This window comes from Pseudomonas sp. SDO55104_S430 (assembly GCF_054070595.1).
The window spans coordinates 20488-35486 of sequence record NZ_JBSVXG010000007.1 but is presented as its reverse complement, the minus strand read 5'-3'; the positions used below and the strand labels follow the sequence as shown (position 1 = coordinate 35486).

Here is a 14999-nt window from a genome sequence, read left to right as displayed (position 1 = left end):
TTGGGAACACAAGCAAGAATGGCTAAGGTATTCGCGATTGCGAACCAGAAGGGTGGTGTGGGCAAGACCACCACCTGCATCAACCTCGCAGCATCGCTCGTCGCCACCAAGCGCCGGGTGTTGTTGATCGATCTCGATCCACAGGGCAACGCCACCATGGGTAGCGGTGTGGATAAACATGGCCTGGAAAACTCGGTCTATGACCTGCTGATCGGCGAATGCGATCTGGCTCAGGCCATGCATTTTTCCGAACACGGCGGTTATCAACTGCTGCCGGCCAACCGTGACCTGACCGCGGCCGAAGTGGTTCTGCTGGAAATGCAGATGAAGGAGAGCCGCCTGCGCAGTGCGTTGGCGCCGATCCGTGAAAACTACGATTACATTTTGATCGACTGCCCGCCGTCGCTGTCGATGCTGACGCTGAACGCCCTGGTCGCGTCCGACGGGGTGATTATCCCCATGCAGTGTGAATACTTTGCACTCGAAGGTCTGAGCGACCTTGTGGATAACATCAAGCGCATCTCTGAACTGCTCAATCCGGACCTGAAGGTCGAAGGCCTGCTGCGTACGATGTACGACCCGCGCCTGAGCCTGATGAACGATGTGTCGGCGCAGCTCAAGGAACACTTCGGTGACCAGCTTTACGACACCGTCATTCCGCGCAACATCCGATTGGCCGAAGCCCCAAGCTATGGCATGCCGGCGCTGGCCTATGACAAGGCCTCCCGCGGTGCAGTCGCCTACCTGGCTCTGGCCGGCGAAATGGTGCGCCGTCAGCGCAAAAACTCACGCATCGCCGCCGCTCAGGCAACTTAAGGAATCCCCATGGCCGTCAAGAAACGAGGTCTCGGACGAGGACTGGATGCACTGCTGAGTGGTCCGACCATCAGCTCGCTGGAAGAACAGGCCTCGCAAGCCGATCACCGCGAGTTGCAGCATTTGCCGCTGGATCTGCTCCAGCGTGGCAAATATCAACCGCGACGCGACATGGATTCGCAGGCGCTGGAAGAGTTGGCGCAGTCGATCAAGGCCCAGGGCGTCATGCAACCGATCGTGGTCCGCCCGATCGGCAGCGGTCGCTATGAAATCATCGCCGGTGAGCGCCGCTGGCGCGCCAGCCAGCAAGCCGGGCAGGAAACCATTCCGGCCATGGTGCGTGATGTGCCGGATGAAACCGCGATCGCCATGGCGCTGATCGAGAACATCCAGCGCGAAGACCTCAATCCGATCGAGGAAGCCATTGCCCTGCAGCGTCTGCAGCAGGAATTCCAGCTGACTCAGCAACAGGTTGCTGAAGCGGTCGGCAAGTCGCGGGTGACCGTGGCCAACCTGCTGCGCCTGATCTCGCTGCCGGAAGTCATCAAGACCATGTTGTCCCATGGCGATCTGGAAATGGGTCATGCCCGTGCATTGCTCGGTTTGCCGGACATTCAACAGGTTGAAGGGGCGCGACATGTTGTCGCACGCGGACTGACAGTGCGCCAGACTGAAGCACTGGTTCGCCAGTGGTTGAGTGGCAAACCGGAGCCCGTCGAACCCACCAAAACCGACCCGGATATCGCTCGTCTGGAGCAGCGTCTGGCCGAGCGCCTAGGCTCTGCGGTGCAGATTCGCCACGGTAAGAAGGGAAAGGGTCAGTTGGTGATTGGCTACAACTCTCTGGATGAGCTTCAAGGCGTACTTGCTCATATCCGCTGAAACATTTCCTCATGTAGCGCGCAGTCGGAAATCACTACCTGACAGTTGAATAGGGGCAAAACCGCCCCTATACTCTGCGCGCATTTTGTCGGCACAAATTATGCCAAGTTATTGAATTCTGGCAGCCGACCATTGGAGAGCAATAGTGATGGAAACCCGCACGCCAAACCGCTTGCCGTTCCATCGCCTGGCAGTTTTTCCGGTGTTGATGGCCCAGTTTATCGTTTTGCTCATCGCCGCTTTGGCGCTTTGGAAATGGTACGGAGTCGTCGCCGGATATTCGGGACTTTGCGGAGGCCTGATAGCCTTGCTGCCCAATGTTTATTTCGCTCACAAGGCATTTCGGTTTTCCGGCGCCAGAGCAGCCCAGTCCATCGTCCGGTCGTTTTATGCCGGCGAGGCAGGGAAATTGATTTTGACGGCAGTGCTGTTTGCACTGGTGTTTGCAGGTGTGAAGCCATTGGCGCCGATTGCAGTCTTCGGTGCCTTCGTGCTGACCCAGTCGGTCAGCTGGTTCGCTCCCCTGTTGATGAGAACAAGACTTTCGAGACCTTAGGGCGTTTGAGGCAACCATGGCAGAAACAACGGCTTCGGGCTATATCCAGCACCACTTGCAGAACCTGACTTTCGGTCAGCACCCTACCGGCGGCTGGGGCTTTGCCCACACCGCAGCAGAAGCCAAGGAAATGGGCTTCTGGGCTTTCCACGTCGATACCCTCGGCTGGTCGGTCGCACTGGGTCTGATCTTCGTTCTTCTTTTCCGCATGGCGGCGAAGAAAGCGACTTCCGGTCAACCAGGCGCTCTGCAGAACTTCGTTGAAGTACTGGTCGAATTCGTCGATGGCAGCGTGAAAGACAGCTTCCACGGCCGTAGCCCGGTGATTGCACCGCTGGCACTGACCATCTTCGTCTGGGTCTTCCTGATGAACGCCGTCGACCTGGTACCGGTCGACTGGATTCCTCAGCTGGCCATCCTGATCTCCGGTGACCCCCACATCCCGTTCCGCGCCGTGTCGACCACCGACCCGAACGCGACCCTGGGCATGGCGTTCTCGGTTTTCGCACTGATCATCTTCTATAGCATCAAGGTCAAGGGCCTCGGCGGCTTCATCGGCGAGCTGACCCTGCACCCGTTCGGCAGCAAGAACATCCTCGTTCAGGCCCTGCTGATCCCGGTGAACTTCCTGCTGGAATTCGTGACCCTGATCGCCAAACCGATCTCTCTGGCTCTGCGTCTGTTCGGCAACATGTATGCCGGCGAACTGGTGTTCATCCTGATTGCTGTGATGTTCGGCAGCGGTCTGCTCTGGCTCAGCGGCCTGGGCGTTGTTCTGCAGTGGGCGTGGGCTGTGTTCCACATCCTGATCATCACCCTGCAGGCATTCATCTTCATGATGCTGACCATCGTCTATCTGTCGATGGCGCACGAAGAAAACCATTAAGACCAGTTTCGACTAGTCTGATGTCCCTCTCGGTCAAACGAGAGGGGGCCTTTAACGAGGCCTCTGAAACGATTTGTTTTACCGCTTTAAATTAAAAAAACCTAAACCATACGACGTAAAAGTCGGGAGGAAAGATGGAAACTGTAGTTGGTCTAACCGCTATCGCTGTTGCACTGTTGATCGGCCTGGGCGCACTGGGTACCGCAATTGGTTTCGGCCTGCTGGGCGGCAAGTTCCTGGAAGGCGCAGCGCGTCAGCCAGAAATGGTTCCAATGCTGCAAGTTAAAATGTTCATCGTTGCCGGTCTGCTCGACGCCGTAACCATGATCGGTGTTGGTATCGCTCTGTTCTTCACCTTTGCGAACCCGTTCGTTGGTCAAATCGCTGGCTAATTACTCGGATCTTCCGGGTAATTTGGTGTGATGGACAACGTAACTGCGAGGTGTTGGCGTGAACATTAATGCGACCCTGATTGGCCAGTCCGTTGCGTTCCTGATTTTTGTACTGTTCTGCATGAAGTTCGTATGGCCTCCGGTCATCGCGGCTCTGCACGAACGTCAGAAGAAGATCGCTGATGGTCTGGACGCTGCCAGCCGAGCAGCTCGCGACCTGGAGTTGGCCCAAGAAAAAGCGGGTCAGCAACTGCGCGAAGCGAAAGCTCAGGCAGCTGAAATCATCGAGCAAGCCAAGAAACGCGGTAGCCAGATTGTCGACGAAGCCCGTGAACAGGCTCGCGTCGAAGCTGACCGTGTGAAGGCTCAGGCTCAGGCCGAGATCGAACAGGAACTGAACAGTGTCAAAGACGCGCTGCGCGCCCAAGTGGGTAGCCTGGCCGTTGGCGGTGCTGAGAAGATCCTGGGTGCCACAATCGATCAAAACGCGCACGCAGAGCTGGTTAACAAACTGGCTGCTGAAATCTAAGCGAGGGCGATCATGGCAGAACTGACCACGTTGGCCCGACCTTACGCTAAGGCGGCCTTCGAGCACGCTCAGGCCCACCAGCAACTGGCCAATTGGTCAGCCATGCTCGGCCTGGCAGCAGCGGTGTCGCAAGACGACACCATGCAGCGTGTGCTCAAGGCCCCGCGACTGACGAGCGCAGAAAAGGCCGCCACGTTCATTGACGTGTGCGGCGACAAGTTTGATGTAAAAGTGCAGAACTTCATTCACGTCGTTGCCGAAAACGACCGTCTCTCGCTGTTGCCGGAGATTGCCGCTCAGTTCGACCTGTACAAGGCCGAGCAAGAGAAGTCGGTAGACGTTGAAGTGACCAGTGCTTTTGCATTGAACCAAGAACAGCAAGACAAACTCGCCAAGGTTCTCAGTGCACGACTCAACCGGGAAGTGCGCCTGCAAGTCGAGGAAGACAGCTCCCTTATTGGTGGTGTTGTCATCCGCGCCGGCGACCTGGTTATCGATGGCTCGATTCGCGGCAAAATCGCGAAACTTGCCGAAGCATTGAAATCTTGAGTTTGAAGGGGCAGCAGAGCAATGCAGCAACTCAATCCTTCCGAAATAAGTGAAATTATCAAGGGCCGCATCGACAAGCTCGATGTGACCTCCCAAGCCCGTAACGAAGGCACTGTCGTCAGCGTATCTGACGGCATCGTGCGGATTCACGGTCTGGCCGACGTAATGTACGGCGAGATGATCGAGTTTCCGGGCGGCGTCTACGGTATGGCCCTCAACCTGGAGCAAGACTCCGTAGGTGCCGTTGTATTGGGCGCATACACCAGTCTGGCTGAAGGCATGAGCGCCAAGTGCACAGGCCGCATCCTGCAGGTTCCGGTTGGTAAGGAACTGCTGGGTCGCGTAGTCGACGCACTGGGTAACCCAGTTGACGGCAAAGGTCCGCTGAACAACACCGAGACCGACGCGGTCGAGAAAGTTGCTCCAGGCGTGATCTGGCGTAAGTCGGTAGACCAGCCTGTACAGACTGGCTACAAGGCTGTCGATGCCATGATCCCTGTCGGCCGTGGCCAGCGTGAGCTGATCATCGGTGACCGTCAGATCGGTAAAACCGCTCTGGCGATCGACGCGATCATCAACCAGAAAGACAGCGGCATTTTCTGCGTATACGTTGCAATCGGTCAGAAGCAATCGACCATCGCCAACGTTGTTCGCAAGCTGGAAGAAAACGGCGCTCTGGCCAACACGATCATCGTGGCTGCCAGTGCTTCGGAATCTCCTGCACTGCAATACCTGGCACCGTACTCCGGTTGCACCATGGGCGAATACTTCCGCGACCGCGGTGAAGACGCGCTGATCGTTTATGACGATCTGTCCAAGCAAGCAGTGGCGTACCGCCAGATTTCCCTGCTGCTGCGCCGTCCACCAGGACGTGAAGCTTACCCAGGCGACGTGTTCTATCTCCACTCCCGTCTGCTGGAGCGCGCATCCCGCGTTTCGGAAGAGTACGTAGAGAAGTTCACCAACGGCGCAGTGACTGGCAAAACCGGTTCCCTGACTGCACTGCCGATCATCGAAACCCAGGCTGGCGACGTTTCCGCGTTCGTTCCGACCAACGTGATTTCCATCACCGACGGTCAGATCTTCCTGGAATCGGCCATGTTCAACTCGGGCATCCGCCCTGCAGTGAACGCCGGTGTTTCGGTATCCCGTGTGGGTGGTGCCGCTCAGACCAAGATCATCAAGAAGCTCTCCGGTGGTATCCGTACCGCTCTGGCTCAGTACCGTGAACTGGCGGCATTCGCCCAGTTCGCTTCTGACCTGGACGAAGCGACCCGTAAGCAACTTGAGCATGGTCAGCGCGTAACCGAGCTGATGAAGCAGAAGCAATACGCGCCAATGTCGATCGCCGACATGTCGCTGTCGCTGTATGCCGCTGAGCGTGGGTTCCTGACTGACGTTGAAAACGCCAAAGTCGGCAGCTTTGAACAAGCGCTGATTGCTTACTTCAACCGCGATCACGCCGATTTGATGGCGAAGATCAACGTGAAGGGTGATTTCAACGACGAAATCGACGCTGGCCTCAAAGCCGGTATCGAGAAGTTCAAGGCCACCCAAACCTGGTAAGCCGCAGCGGGGGCCGCAAGGCCCCCGCTTGCTAACCTGATAGGTGTTACATGGCAGGCGCAAAAGAGATTCGCAGTAAGATTGCGAGCATCAAAAGCACGCAAAAAATTACCAGCGCCATGGAAAAAGTGGCGGTCAGCAAAATGCGCAAGGCACAAATGCGCATGGCTGCTAGCCGTCCTTATGCGGAGCGCATCCGCCAGGTTATTGGTCATCTGGCCAACGCCAACCCGGAATATCGTCACCCGTTCATGATCGACCGCGAAGTAAAGCGCGTCGGTTATGTCGTAGTGAGCAGTGACCGTGGTCTGTGTGGTGGCTTGAACACCAACCTGTTCAAGGCTCTGGTCAAGGACATGGCGGTAAACCGTGAAAACGGCGTCGAGATCGATCTGTGTGTGGTTGGTAGCAAGGGTGCGGCTTTCTTCCGCAACTTCGGCGGTAACGTCGTCGCGGCTATCAGTCACCTGGGTGAAGAGCCGTCGATCAACGATTTGATCGGCAGCGTCAAGGTGATGCTGGATGCTTATCTGGACGGCCGTATTGACCGCCTGTCCGTGGTGTCCAACAAGTTCGTCAACACCATGACGCAAACGCCAACCGTGGAGCAGTTGATTCCACTGGTGGCAACCCCGGATCAAGAACTCAAGCACCACTGGGACTATCTCTACGAACCGGACGCCAAAGAGCTGCTTGACGGCCTGATGGTGCGTTACGTGGAGTCGCAGGTCTACCAGGCGGTGGTCGAGAACAACGCGGCTGAACAAGCTGCGCGGATGATCGCGATGAAGAACGCTACCGACAACGCCGGTGATTTGATCAGCGAATTGCAGCTGGTCTACAACAAGGCGCGTCAGGCTGCGATCACCCAAGAGATCTCGGAAATCGTCGGCGGCGCTGCCGCGGTTTAACGGTTCAAATATTCAGAGGATCCAGCTATGAGTAGCGGACGTATCGTTCAAATCATCGGCGCCGTTATCGACGTGGAATTCCCACGCGACAGCGTACCGAGCATCTACGACGCCTTGAAGGTTCAAGGCGCCGAAACCACCCTCGAAGTTCAGCAGCAGCTGGGTGACGGCGTGGTTCGTACCATTGCGATGGGCTCCACCGAAGGCTTGAAGCGCGGTCTGGACGTCAACAACACTGGCGCAGCCATCTCTGTACCGGTCGGTAAAGCGACCCTGGGCCGGATCATGGACGTACTGGGCAACCCGATCGACGAAGCTGGCCCGATCGACACCGAAGAGCGTTGGGGCATCCACCGCGCTGCGCCGTCGTTCGCAGAGCAGGCAGGCGGCAACGACCTGCTGGAAACCGGCATCAAGGTTATCGACCTGGTTTGCCCGTTCGCCAAGGGTGGTAAGGTTGGTCTGTTCGGTGGTGCCGGTGTAGGCAAAACCGTAAACATGATGGAACTGATCCGTAACATCGCCATCGAGCACAGCGGTTATTCCGTGTTCGCCGGTGTGGGTGAGCGTACTCGTGAGGGTAACGACTTCTACCACGAGATGAAGGATTCCAACGTTCTGGACAAAGTGGCACTGGTTTATGGCCAGATGAACGAGCCGCCGGGAAACCGTCTGCGCGTTGCTCTGACCGGCCTGACCATGGCCGAGAAGTTCCGTGACGAAGGTAACGACGTTCTGCTGTTCGTCGACAACATCTATCGTTACACCTTGGCCGGTACTGAAGTATCCGCACTGCTGGGCCGTATGCCTTCGGCAGTAGGTTACCAGCCGACCCTGGCTGAAGAGATGGGCGTGCTGCAAGAGCGCATCACTTCGACCAAGCAAGGTTCGATTACTTCGATCCAGGCCGTATACGTACCAGCGGACGACTTGACTGACCCGTCGCCAGCGACCACCTTCGCCCACTTGGACGCCACCGTCGTACTGTCCCGTGACATCGCTTCCCTGGGTATCTACCCAGCGGTAGACCCACTGGACTCGACTTCGCGTCAGCTGGACCCGAACGTGATCGGCAACGAGCACTACGAAACCGCTCGCGGTGTACAGTACGTTCTGCAGCGTTACAAAGAACTGAAGGACATCATTGCGATCCTGGGTATGGACGAGCTGTCGGAAGCCGACAAGCAGTTGGTAAACCGTGCTCGTAAGATCCAGCGTTTCTTGTCGCAGCCGTTCTTCGTGGCTGAAGTCTTCACTGGTTCTCCAGGCAAATACGTTTCCCTGAAAGACACCATCGCTGGCTTCAAAGGCATCCTCAACGGTGACTACGACCACCTGCCAGAACAAGCGTTCTACATGGTTGGCGGCATCGACGAAGCGATCGAGAAAGCCAAGAAACTGTAATCCCGGCGCCCGGCAACGGGCGCTAATTTAGGTTGAGGCAATCAGATGGCTATGACAGTCCATTGCGATATCGTCAGTGCGGAAGGAGAAATCTTCTCCGGTCTGGTCGAGATGGTGATTGCGCACGGTGCACTGGGTGATCTTGGTATCGCTCTGGGTCACGCGCCGCTGATCACTAATCTGAAGCCAGGTCCGATCCGCCTGGTCAAGCAGGGCGGGGAAGAGGAGGTGTATTACATCTCCGGTGGTTTCCTCGAGGTCCAGCCGAACATGGTCAAGGTTCTCGCCGACACCGTGCAACGTGCTGCCGACCTGGACGAAGCCTCCGCTCAGGAAGCCGTTAAGGCTGCCGAGAAGGCCTTGCATGAGCGTGGCGCGGAATTCGATTACGGCTCCGCATCCGCACGTCTGGCCGAGGCTGCAGCTCAGCTGCGCACCGTCCAGCAGATCCGCAAGAAGTTCGGCCACTAAGTCGTGCTTGTTGTGTGATTGATTAAAAAGGGTAGCCTCGGCTACCCTTTTTCTTTTCCGGTTTTCTTCACTTTGGTCGCAGCCGCTGACCACCCAGGATTGGTAGCCAGTCATGTCTCTTGAAATCGTAATTCTCGCTGCTGGCCAAGGCACGCGCATGCGTTCGTCCTTGCCGAAGGTTTTGCATCCGATTGCCGGCAATTCGATGCTCGGTCATGTTATCCACAGCGCCCGGCAACTTGATCCACAGCGCATCCACGTAGTGATCGGCCACGGTGCCGACGCCGTGCGTGAACGCCTGGCCGCGGACGATCTGAATTTCGTCCTTCAGGACAAACAACTGGGTACCGGCCACGCCGTCGCCCAGGCGGTTCCTTTCATCGAAGCCGACACTGTGTTGGTGCTGTACGGTGACGTTCCGCTGATCGAAGTCGAAACCCTGCAACGCCTGCTCAAACTGGTCACCCCAACACAGATGGGCCTGCTGACCGTCGAACTGGACGATGCCACCGGTTACGGCCGAATCGTTCGCGGCGCGGACGGCAAGGTTGCTGCCATCGTCGAGCACAAGGACGCCACCGAAGCTCAACGCGCTATAAAGGAAGGCAACACCGGTATCCTCGCGGTACCTGCCGATCGCCTGGCTGAATGGACCGGTCGCCTGTCGAACAACAACGTGCAGGGCGAGTACTACCTGACCGACGTGATCGAAATGGCGGTCAAGGACGGTCTGGTGGTGGCCACCGAACAACCACACGACGCTATGGAAGTGCAGGGCGCCAACGATCGCAAGCAGCTTTCCGAACTGGAGCGTCACTATCAATTGCGCGCCGGTCGCCGCCTGATGGCCCAGGGCGTGACCCTGCGCGACCCGGCACGCTTCGACGTCCGCGGTGAAGTGACCGTCGGCCGCGACGTGCTGATCGATATCAACGTGATCCTCGAAGGCAAAGTGGTCATCGAAGACGACGTGGTAATCGGCCCGAACTGCGTGATCAAGGACAGCACCCTGCGCAAAGGCGTTGTGATCAAGGCGAATAGCCACATCGAAGGCGCGATCCTGGGCGAGAGCAGCGATGCCGGTCCGTTCGCGCGGCTGCGTCCGGGCACCGTACTGGAAGCTCGCGCCCATGTGGGTAACTTCGTCGAACTGAAAAACGCCCACATGGGTGAAGGCGCCAAAGCCGGTCACCTTAGCTATCTGGGCGATGCGGAAATTGGCGCACGCACCAACATCGGCGCCGGCACCATCACCTGCAACTACGATGGTGTGAACAAGTGGAAAACCGTGCTGGGTGAAGACGTTTTCATCGGTTCCAACAACTCGTTGGTAGCGCCTGTGGATATCTCGTCCGGTGCAACCACTGCGGCAGGTTCGACCATCACGCAGAATGTGGATAAAGATCAGTTGGCGGTGGGTCGTGCTCGGCAGAAGAACATCGATGGCTGGAAACGGCCTGAGAAGGTCAAGAAGGGCTGAGTTGTCCACAGCCGTGAAATCGCTGAAGTTATTCACAGGCTGATCAAAGCGATTCGCGGGCAAGCCTCGCTCCTACAGTCAGAGGTAGGTGTGAGCCTTGCTCGCGAACGTTTTATCCACAGATCTTTTTATCGCACCGCGCTTGACGAAGTTTCACTGATAGGTTTTGATTGGTGCTGTTAACTTTCGAAACGAAACTTATCTTCCTCATGTCCAAGCGCAACACACCTCAACGTCGGCACAACATTCTTGCCTTGCTCAACGAGCAGGGTGAAGTGAGTGTGGATGAACTGGCCAAACGTTTCGAAACTTCCGAAGTTACGATTCGCAAGGATTTGGCCGCGCTTGAAAGCAATGGTTTGCTGCTCCGTCGTTATGGCGGCGCGATCACCATGCCTCAGGAACTGGTGGCCGATATCGGTCAGCCTGTCTCCAGATACAAGCAAGCCATCGCTCGTGCTGCGGTCACGCGGATTCGCGAGCATGCTCGGATCATCATCGACAGCGGCAGCACGACAGCCGCGATGATTCCCGAACTCGGTCAACAACCGGGCCTGGTGGTGATGACCAATTCCCTGCATGTCGCCAATGCGTTGAGCGAGCTCGAACACGAGCCCGTGCTGCTGATGACTGGCGGAACCTGGGATCCGCATTCCGAGTCATTTCAAGGGCAGGTTGCCGAGCAGGTACTACGCTCCTACGACTTCGATCAATTGTTCATCGGTGCCGATGGCATCGATCTGGTTCGCGGTACAACCACCTTCAACGAACTGCTGGGGCTGAGCCGCGTCATGGCCGAAGTTGCCCGGGAAGTGGTGGTGATGGTGGAGGCCGACAAGATCGGCCGCAAGATTCCCAACCTGGAGCTGCCCTGGAGCAGTGTCCATACCCTCATTACGGACGATCGCCTGCCCCTCGAGGCCCGCGATCAAATACAGGCCCGCGGCATCAATCTGATTTGCGCGGCTGTCAGTCAGGAGAAATAACATGTGTGGAATTGTTGGTGCAGTCGCAGAACGTAACATCACCGCCATCCTGGTCGAAGGCCTGAAGCGTCTTGAATACCGCGGCTATGACAGCGCCGGCGTGGCCGTTTACACCAATGAAGAAAAGCTCGAGCGCGCCCGTCGCCCTGGCAAAGTCAGCGAGCTGGAACAAGCGTTGGAGCAATCGCCGCTGGTCGGTCGCCTGGGCATCGCCCACACCCGTTGGGCCACCCACGGCGCCCCTTGCGAGCGCAATGCGCACCCGCATTTCTCCGAAGGCGTGGCGGTCGTGCACAACGGCATCATCGAGAACCACGAAGCGCTGCGCGAGCAACTCAAGGCGCTGGGTTACGTCTTTACCTCGGACACCGATACCGAAGTCATCGCACACCTGCTGAACCACAAACTCAAGGATCAGCCTGATCTGACCGAAGCCCTCAAGGCCACCGTCAAGGATCTGCATGGTGCCTACGGCCTGGCGGTCATCAGCGCCAGCCAACCCGATCGCCTGGTTGCAGCCCGTAGCGGCAGCCCGCTGGTGATCGGTCTGGGCCTGGGTGAAAACTTCCTGGCGTCCGACCAACTGGCCCTGCGTCAGGTCACCGACCGCTTCATGTACCTGGAGGAGGGCGATATCGCCGAGATTCGCCGCCACAGCGTGCAGATCTGGGACGTGACCGGCAAAGCGGTTGAACGCAAGATGGTGCAGTACACAGACGGTGCGGAAGCCGCTGACAAAGGCGAGTTCCGTCACTACATGCTCAAGGAAATCCACGAGCAGCCGTCCGTGGTGCAACGTACTCTGGAAGGTCGCCTGAGCCCGAACCAGGTGCTGGTGCAGGCTTTCGGTCCACAGGCTGCCGAGCTGTTCGCCAAAGTGCGCAATGTACAGATCGTCGCGTGCGGCACCAGCTACCACGCCGGCATGGTCGCGCGTTACTGGCTCGAAGAACTGGCCGGTATCCCGTGCCAGGTCGAAGTCGCCAGCGAATTCCGTTATCGCAAGGTGGTGGTGCAACCGGACACCCTGTTCGTCACCATCTCTCAGTCCGGCGAAACCGCCGACACCCTGGCCGCGCTGCGCAATGCCAAGGAACTGGGCTTCCTCGCCAGCCTGGCCATCTGCAACGTCGGCATCAGCTCTCTGGTGCGTGAATCCGATCTGACCCTGTTGACCCAGGCCGGTCGCGAAATCGGCGTGGCATCGACCAAAGCCTTCACCACTCAACTGGTAGGTCTGTTGCTGCTGACCCTGTCCCTGGGTCAGGTTCGCGGCACCTTGGCCAGCGGCGTCGAAGCCACTCTGGTTGAAGAGCTGCGTCGCCTGCCGAGCCGCTTGGGCGAGGCGCTGGCCATGGACGGTACTGTGGAAAAAGTCGCCGAGCTGTTCGCCGAGAAAAACCACACGCTGTTCCTCGGTCGCGGCGCGCAATTCCCGGTGGCAATGGAAGGTGCGCTCAAGCTCAAGGAAATCTCCTACATCCACGCCGAAGCCTATCCGGCGGGCGAGCTGAAGCACGGTCCGCTGGCACTTGTGGATAACCACATGCCGGTCGTAACTGTCGCGCCGAACAACGAGCTGCTGGAAAAACTGAAGTCCAACCTTCAGGAAGTCCGCGCCCGGGGTGGCGAGCTGATCGTCTTCGCCGACGAGAAGGCCGGCATGACCAATGGAGAAGGCACGCATGTGGTGAACATGCCGCACATCCACGACATCCTGTCGCCTATCCTCTACACCATTCCGCTGCAGCTGCTGTCGTACTACGTGGCCGTGCTCAAGGGCACCGACGTTGACCAGCCGCGCAACCTGGCGAAATCGGTGACTGTGGAATAAGTTATCCACAGTTGATCGAACCCTGAAAATCGCAGCCAACCGGCTGCGATTTTTTTATCTGAATCGAGGATCGCCGATGGACCGCTTTCAGGAAATGCAGGTCTTCGCTGCCGTTGCTCAGGACCAGGGCTTTTCGGCTGCCGCGCGACGCCTGGGAATGTCGGCGGCCAGCGTCACCCGGGCTGTGGCGGGGCTGGAGAAGCGCATTGGTACGCAGTTACTCACACGCACCACGCGCAGTGTGCATTTGAGCGAAGCGGGCCAGCGATTTCTCGAAGACTGCCGCAGGATCCTCGCCGAGGTGCAGGAAGCCGAGGATTCGGCGGCAGGCAGTCATATCCTGCCTCGCGGACAACTGACGATTACGGCACCGGTGCTGTTTGGTGAGTTATTCATCACACCGCTCATGGTGAAATTTCTGACTCAATTTCCGGACGTCACGATCAACGCATTGCTGGTTGATCGAGTGGTCAGCGTGGTGGAGGAGGGGATCGATGTGGCGGTGCGCATCGGTGAGCTGCCGGACAGCAATCAACATGCGATTCGGGTGGGCCAGGTCCGCCGGGTGATCGTTGCCTCGCCTGAGTTTCTGAAAACTCATGGCCGTCCAACGCATCCGCAAGATCTGGCTCAGGCGCCAATCATTGGCACCTCCGCGATTGGCCAGCTCAAGAACTGGCCGTTTCTTGAAGGGGACGAGCCGCTTTCTGTGCGAGCTGATCCTCGGTTGGTGGTGACAGCAAATCGGGCGGCCATCAACGCCGCAGCTCTTGGACTGGGCTACACCCGAGTACTTTCTTATCAGGTTGCCAGCAAAGTCGCGGACGGAGAATTGGAAATCGTCCTGGCCGACTTTGAACTGCCACCGTTGCCAATCCATGTTGTCTATCAGGGTGGGCGCAAAGCCCCGGCGCGGGTTCGAAGCTTTGTCGATTTCACGGTCAAGGCGTTGAGGGAAGATCCAGCTTTACGAGAGTGATTGGTTATTTCGCCTGTTGAAATAATGGATTGCGTTCCCTGGTGATTCTGTTGTTCACGGAGCTGGTAGAAGATGGCTGCCATCCGGTGCTGATCCTTCCGAACAACACCACTCACTGCGGAGTCGACCATGCAAGCCATCAAACTCTACAACTTCCCACGTTCCGGCCATGCCCACCGTGTGGAACTGATGCTCTCGCTCCTTAAACTGCCGACTGAATTGATCTTCGTTGACCTGGCCAAGGGCGAACACAAAAAGCCGGAATATCTGGCACTCAATGCTTTCGGCCAAGTGCCGGTGCTGGACGATCAAGGCGTGGTACTCGCTGACTCCAACGCCATCCTGGTTTACCTGGCGCAGAAATACGGCAACGGTCGCTGGTTGCCTGCCGATCCGGTTGGCGCAGCGAAAGTGCAGCGTTGGTTGTCTGCAGCTGCAGGTCCCATCGCATTCGGCCCGGCGCGGGCTCGATTGATCACGGTTTTCGGCGCGCCTTACAACGCCGAAGAAGTCATCGCCTACGCCCACACCGTGCTCAAAGTCATCGACCACGAACTGGCCAACTCGCCGTATCTGGTGGGCAGCGAACCGACCATCGCCGATGTTGCCGCCTACAGTTACATCGCCCACGCACCTGAAGGCAACGTATCGCTGGACGACTACACCAATATCCGCGCCTGGCTGGCCCGTGTTGAAGACTTGCCTGGTTTTGTCGGCATGCCTCGCACAGTGGCTGGCCTGCAAAAAACAGCCTGATG

The 14999-nt window shown here is 57.9% G+C and carries 16 protein-coding genes; all 16 read left to right on the top strand.

The window, feature by feature from the left end; translation table 11 throughout:
* Positions 1–18: 18 nt before the first annotated feature.
* Positions 19–816: a ParA family protein gene (locus ACW9JE_RS02350; RefSeq protein ID WP_110965646.1), complete on the top strand. Its 798-nt coding sequence runs from the start codon at positions 19–21 to the stop codon at positions 814–816.
* A 9-nt stretch (positions 817–825) separates the two neighbouring features.
* Positions 826–1698: a ParB/RepB/Spo0J family partition protein gene (locus ACW9JE_RS02345; protein ID WP_224533947.1), complete on the top strand. Its 873-nt coding sequence runs from the start codon at positions 826–828 to the stop codon at positions 1696–1698.
* A 148-nt stretch (positions 1699–1846) separates the two neighbouring features.
* Complete coding sequence (locus ACW9JE_RS02340; RefSeq protein ID WP_110965648.1) at positions 1847–2254, top strand: F0F1 ATP synthase subunit I; 408 nt, start codon at positions 1847–1849, stop codon at positions 2252–2254.
* Between the two features lie 16 nt (positions 2255–2270).
* Positions 2271–3140, top strand: coding sequence for a F0F1 ATP synthase subunit A (gene atpB, locus ACW9JE_RS02335; protein ID WP_224533948.1), 870 nt, complete (start codon positions 2271–2273; stop codon positions 3138–3140).
* A gap of 134 nt (positions 3141–3274) precedes the next feature.
* Positions 3275–3532 carry a F0F1 ATP synthase subunit C gene (gene atpE, locus ACW9JE_RS02330; RefSeq protein ID WP_003097235.1) on the top strand — a complete coding sequence of 86 codons (258 nt, stop codon included), beginning with the start codon at positions 3275–3277 and terminating at the stop codon, positions 3530–3532.
* A 58-nt stretch (positions 3533–3590) separates the two neighbouring features.
* On the top strand, positions 3591–4061 hold the full coding sequence (locus tag ACW9JE_RS02325; protein WP_175375686.1) for a F0F1 ATP synthase subunit B: 471 nt from the start codon (positions 3591–3593) through the stop codon (positions 4059–4061).
* A gap of 12 nt (positions 4062–4073) precedes the next feature.
* Positions 4074–4610 carry a F0F1 ATP synthase subunit delta gene (locus ACW9JE_RS02320; RefSeq protein WP_175375685.1) on the top strand — a complete coding sequence of 179 codons (537 nt, stop codon included), beginning with the start codon at positions 4074–4076 and terminating at the stop codon, positions 4608–4610.
* Positions 4611–4631: 21 nt separating this feature from the next.
* Positions 4632–6176, top strand: a complete 1545-nt coding sequence (gene atpA, locus ACW9JE_RS02315; protein WP_217829078.1) for a F0F1 ATP synthase subunit alpha — start codon at positions 4632–4634, stop codon at positions 6174–6176.
* Positions 6177–6226: 50 nt separating this feature from the next.
* On the top strand, positions 6227–7087 hold the full coding sequence (gene atpG, locus ACW9JE_RS02310) for a F0F1 ATP synthase subunit gamma (RefSeq protein WP_085716116.1): 861 nt from the start codon (positions 6227–6229) through the stop codon (positions 7085–7087).
* Between the two features lie 27 nt (positions 7088–7114).
* A complete protein-coding gene (atpD, locus tag ACW9JE_RS02305) occupies positions 7115–8491 on the top strand; it encodes a F0F1 ATP synthase subunit beta (protein ID WP_224533949.1) in 1377 nt (458 codons plus the stop codon).
* 45 nt (positions 8492–8536) lie between these two features.
* A complete protein-coding gene (locus tag ACW9JE_RS02300) occupies positions 8537–8962 on the top strand; it encodes a F0F1 ATP synthase subunit epsilon (protein WP_075946957.1) in 426 nt (141 codons plus the stop codon).
* A gap of 112 nt (positions 8963–9074) precedes the next feature.
* Complete coding sequence (gene glmU / locus ACW9JE_RS02295) at positions 9075–10442, top strand: bifunctional UDP-N-acetylglucosamine diphosphorylase/glucosamine-1-phosphate N-acetyltransferase GlmU (RefSeq protein WP_457431755.1); 1368 nt, start codon at positions 9075–9077, stop codon at positions 10440–10442.
* A gap of 209 nt (positions 10443–10651) precedes the next feature.
* The gene (locus ACW9JE_RS02290; protein ID WP_224533951.1) at positions 10652–11428 is read left to right on the top strand and encodes a DeoR/GlpR family DNA-binding transcription regulator; all 777 of its coding nucleotides are present in this window, start codon (positions 10652–10654) and stop codon (positions 11426–11428) included.
* A gap of 1 nt (position 11429) precedes the next feature.
* Positions 11430–13262: a glutamine--fructose-6-phosphate transaminase (isomerizing) gene (gene glmS, locus ACW9JE_RS02285; protein ID WP_224533952.1), complete on the top strand. Its 1833-nt coding sequence runs from the start codon at positions 11430–11432 to the stop codon at positions 13260–13262.
* A 76-nt stretch (positions 13263–13338) separates the two neighbouring features.
* A complete protein-coding gene (locus ACW9JE_RS02280; protein ID WP_224533953.1) occupies positions 13339–14241 on the top strand; it encodes a LysR family transcriptional regulator in 903 nt (300 codons plus the stop codon).
* Positions 14242–14370: 129 nt separating this feature from the next.
* Positions 14371–14997, top strand: a complete 627-nt coding sequence (locus ACW9JE_RS02275) for a glutathione S-transferase family protein (protein ID WP_457431754.1) — start codon at positions 14371–14373, stop codon at positions 14995–14997.
* Positions 14998–14999 lie beyond the last annotated feature (2 nt).

Excerpts from the sequence above, each read along its gene's own strand:
- ACW9JE_RS02350 (WP_110965646.1), top strand. The coding sequence starts at position 19 with ATGGCTAAGGTATTCGCGATTGCGAACCAGAAGGGTGGTGTGGGCAAG.
- ACW9JE_RS02345 (WP_224533947.1), top strand. The coding sequence starts at position 826 with ATGGCCGTCAAGAAACGAGGTCTCGGACGAGGACTGGATGCACTGCTG.
- ACW9JE_RS02340 (WP_110965648.1), top strand. The coding sequence starts at position 1,847 with ATGGAAACCCGCACGCCAAACCGCTTGCCGTTCCATCGCCTGGCAGTT.
- atpB (WP_224533948.1), top strand. The coding sequence starts at position 2,271 with ATGGCAGAAACAACGGCTTCGGGCTATATCCAGCACCACTTGCAGAAC.
- atpE (WP_003097235.1), top strand. The coding sequence starts at position 3,275 with ATGGAAACTGTAGTTGGTCTAACCGCTATCGCTGTTGCACTGTTGATC.
- ACW9JE_RS02320 (WP_175375685.1), top strand. The coding sequence starts at position 4,074 with ATGGCAGAACTGACCACGTTGGCCCGACCTTACGCTAAGGCGGCCTTC.
- atpA (WP_217829078.1), top strand. The coding sequence starts at position 4,632 with ATGCAGCAACTCAATCCTTCCGAAATAAGTGAAATTATCAAGGGCCGC.
- atpG (WP_085716116.1), top strand. The coding sequence starts at position 6,227 with ATGGCAGGCGCAAAAGAGATTCGCAGTAAGATTGCGAGCATCAAAAGC.
- atpD (WP_224533949.1), top strand. The coding sequence starts at position 7,115 with ATGAGTAGCGGACGTATCGTTCAAATCATCGGCGCCGTTATCGACGTG.
- ACW9JE_RS02300 (WP_075946957.1), top strand. The coding sequence starts at position 8,537 with ATGGCTATGACAGTCCATTGCGATATCGTCAGTGCGGAAGGAGAAATC.
- glmU (WP_457431755.1), top strand. The coding sequence starts at position 9,075 with ATGTCTCTTGAAATCGTAATTCTCGCTGCTGGCCAAGGCACGCGCATG.
- ACW9JE_RS02290 (WP_224533951.1), top strand. The coding sequence starts at position 10,652 with ATGTCCAAGCGCAACACACCTCAACGTCGGCACAACATTCTTGCCTTG.
- glmS (WP_224533952.1), top strand. The coding sequence starts at position 11,430 with ATGTGTGGAATTGTTGGTGCAGTCGCAGAACGTAACATCACCGCCATC.
- ACW9JE_RS02280 (WP_224533953.1), top strand. The coding sequence starts at position 13,339 with ATGGACCGCTTTCAGGAAATGCAGGTCTTCGCTGCCGTTGCTCAGGAC.
- ACW9JE_RS02275 (WP_457431754.1), top strand. The coding sequence starts at position 14,371 with ATGCAAGCCATCAAACTCTACAACTTCCCACGTTCCGGCCATGCCCAC.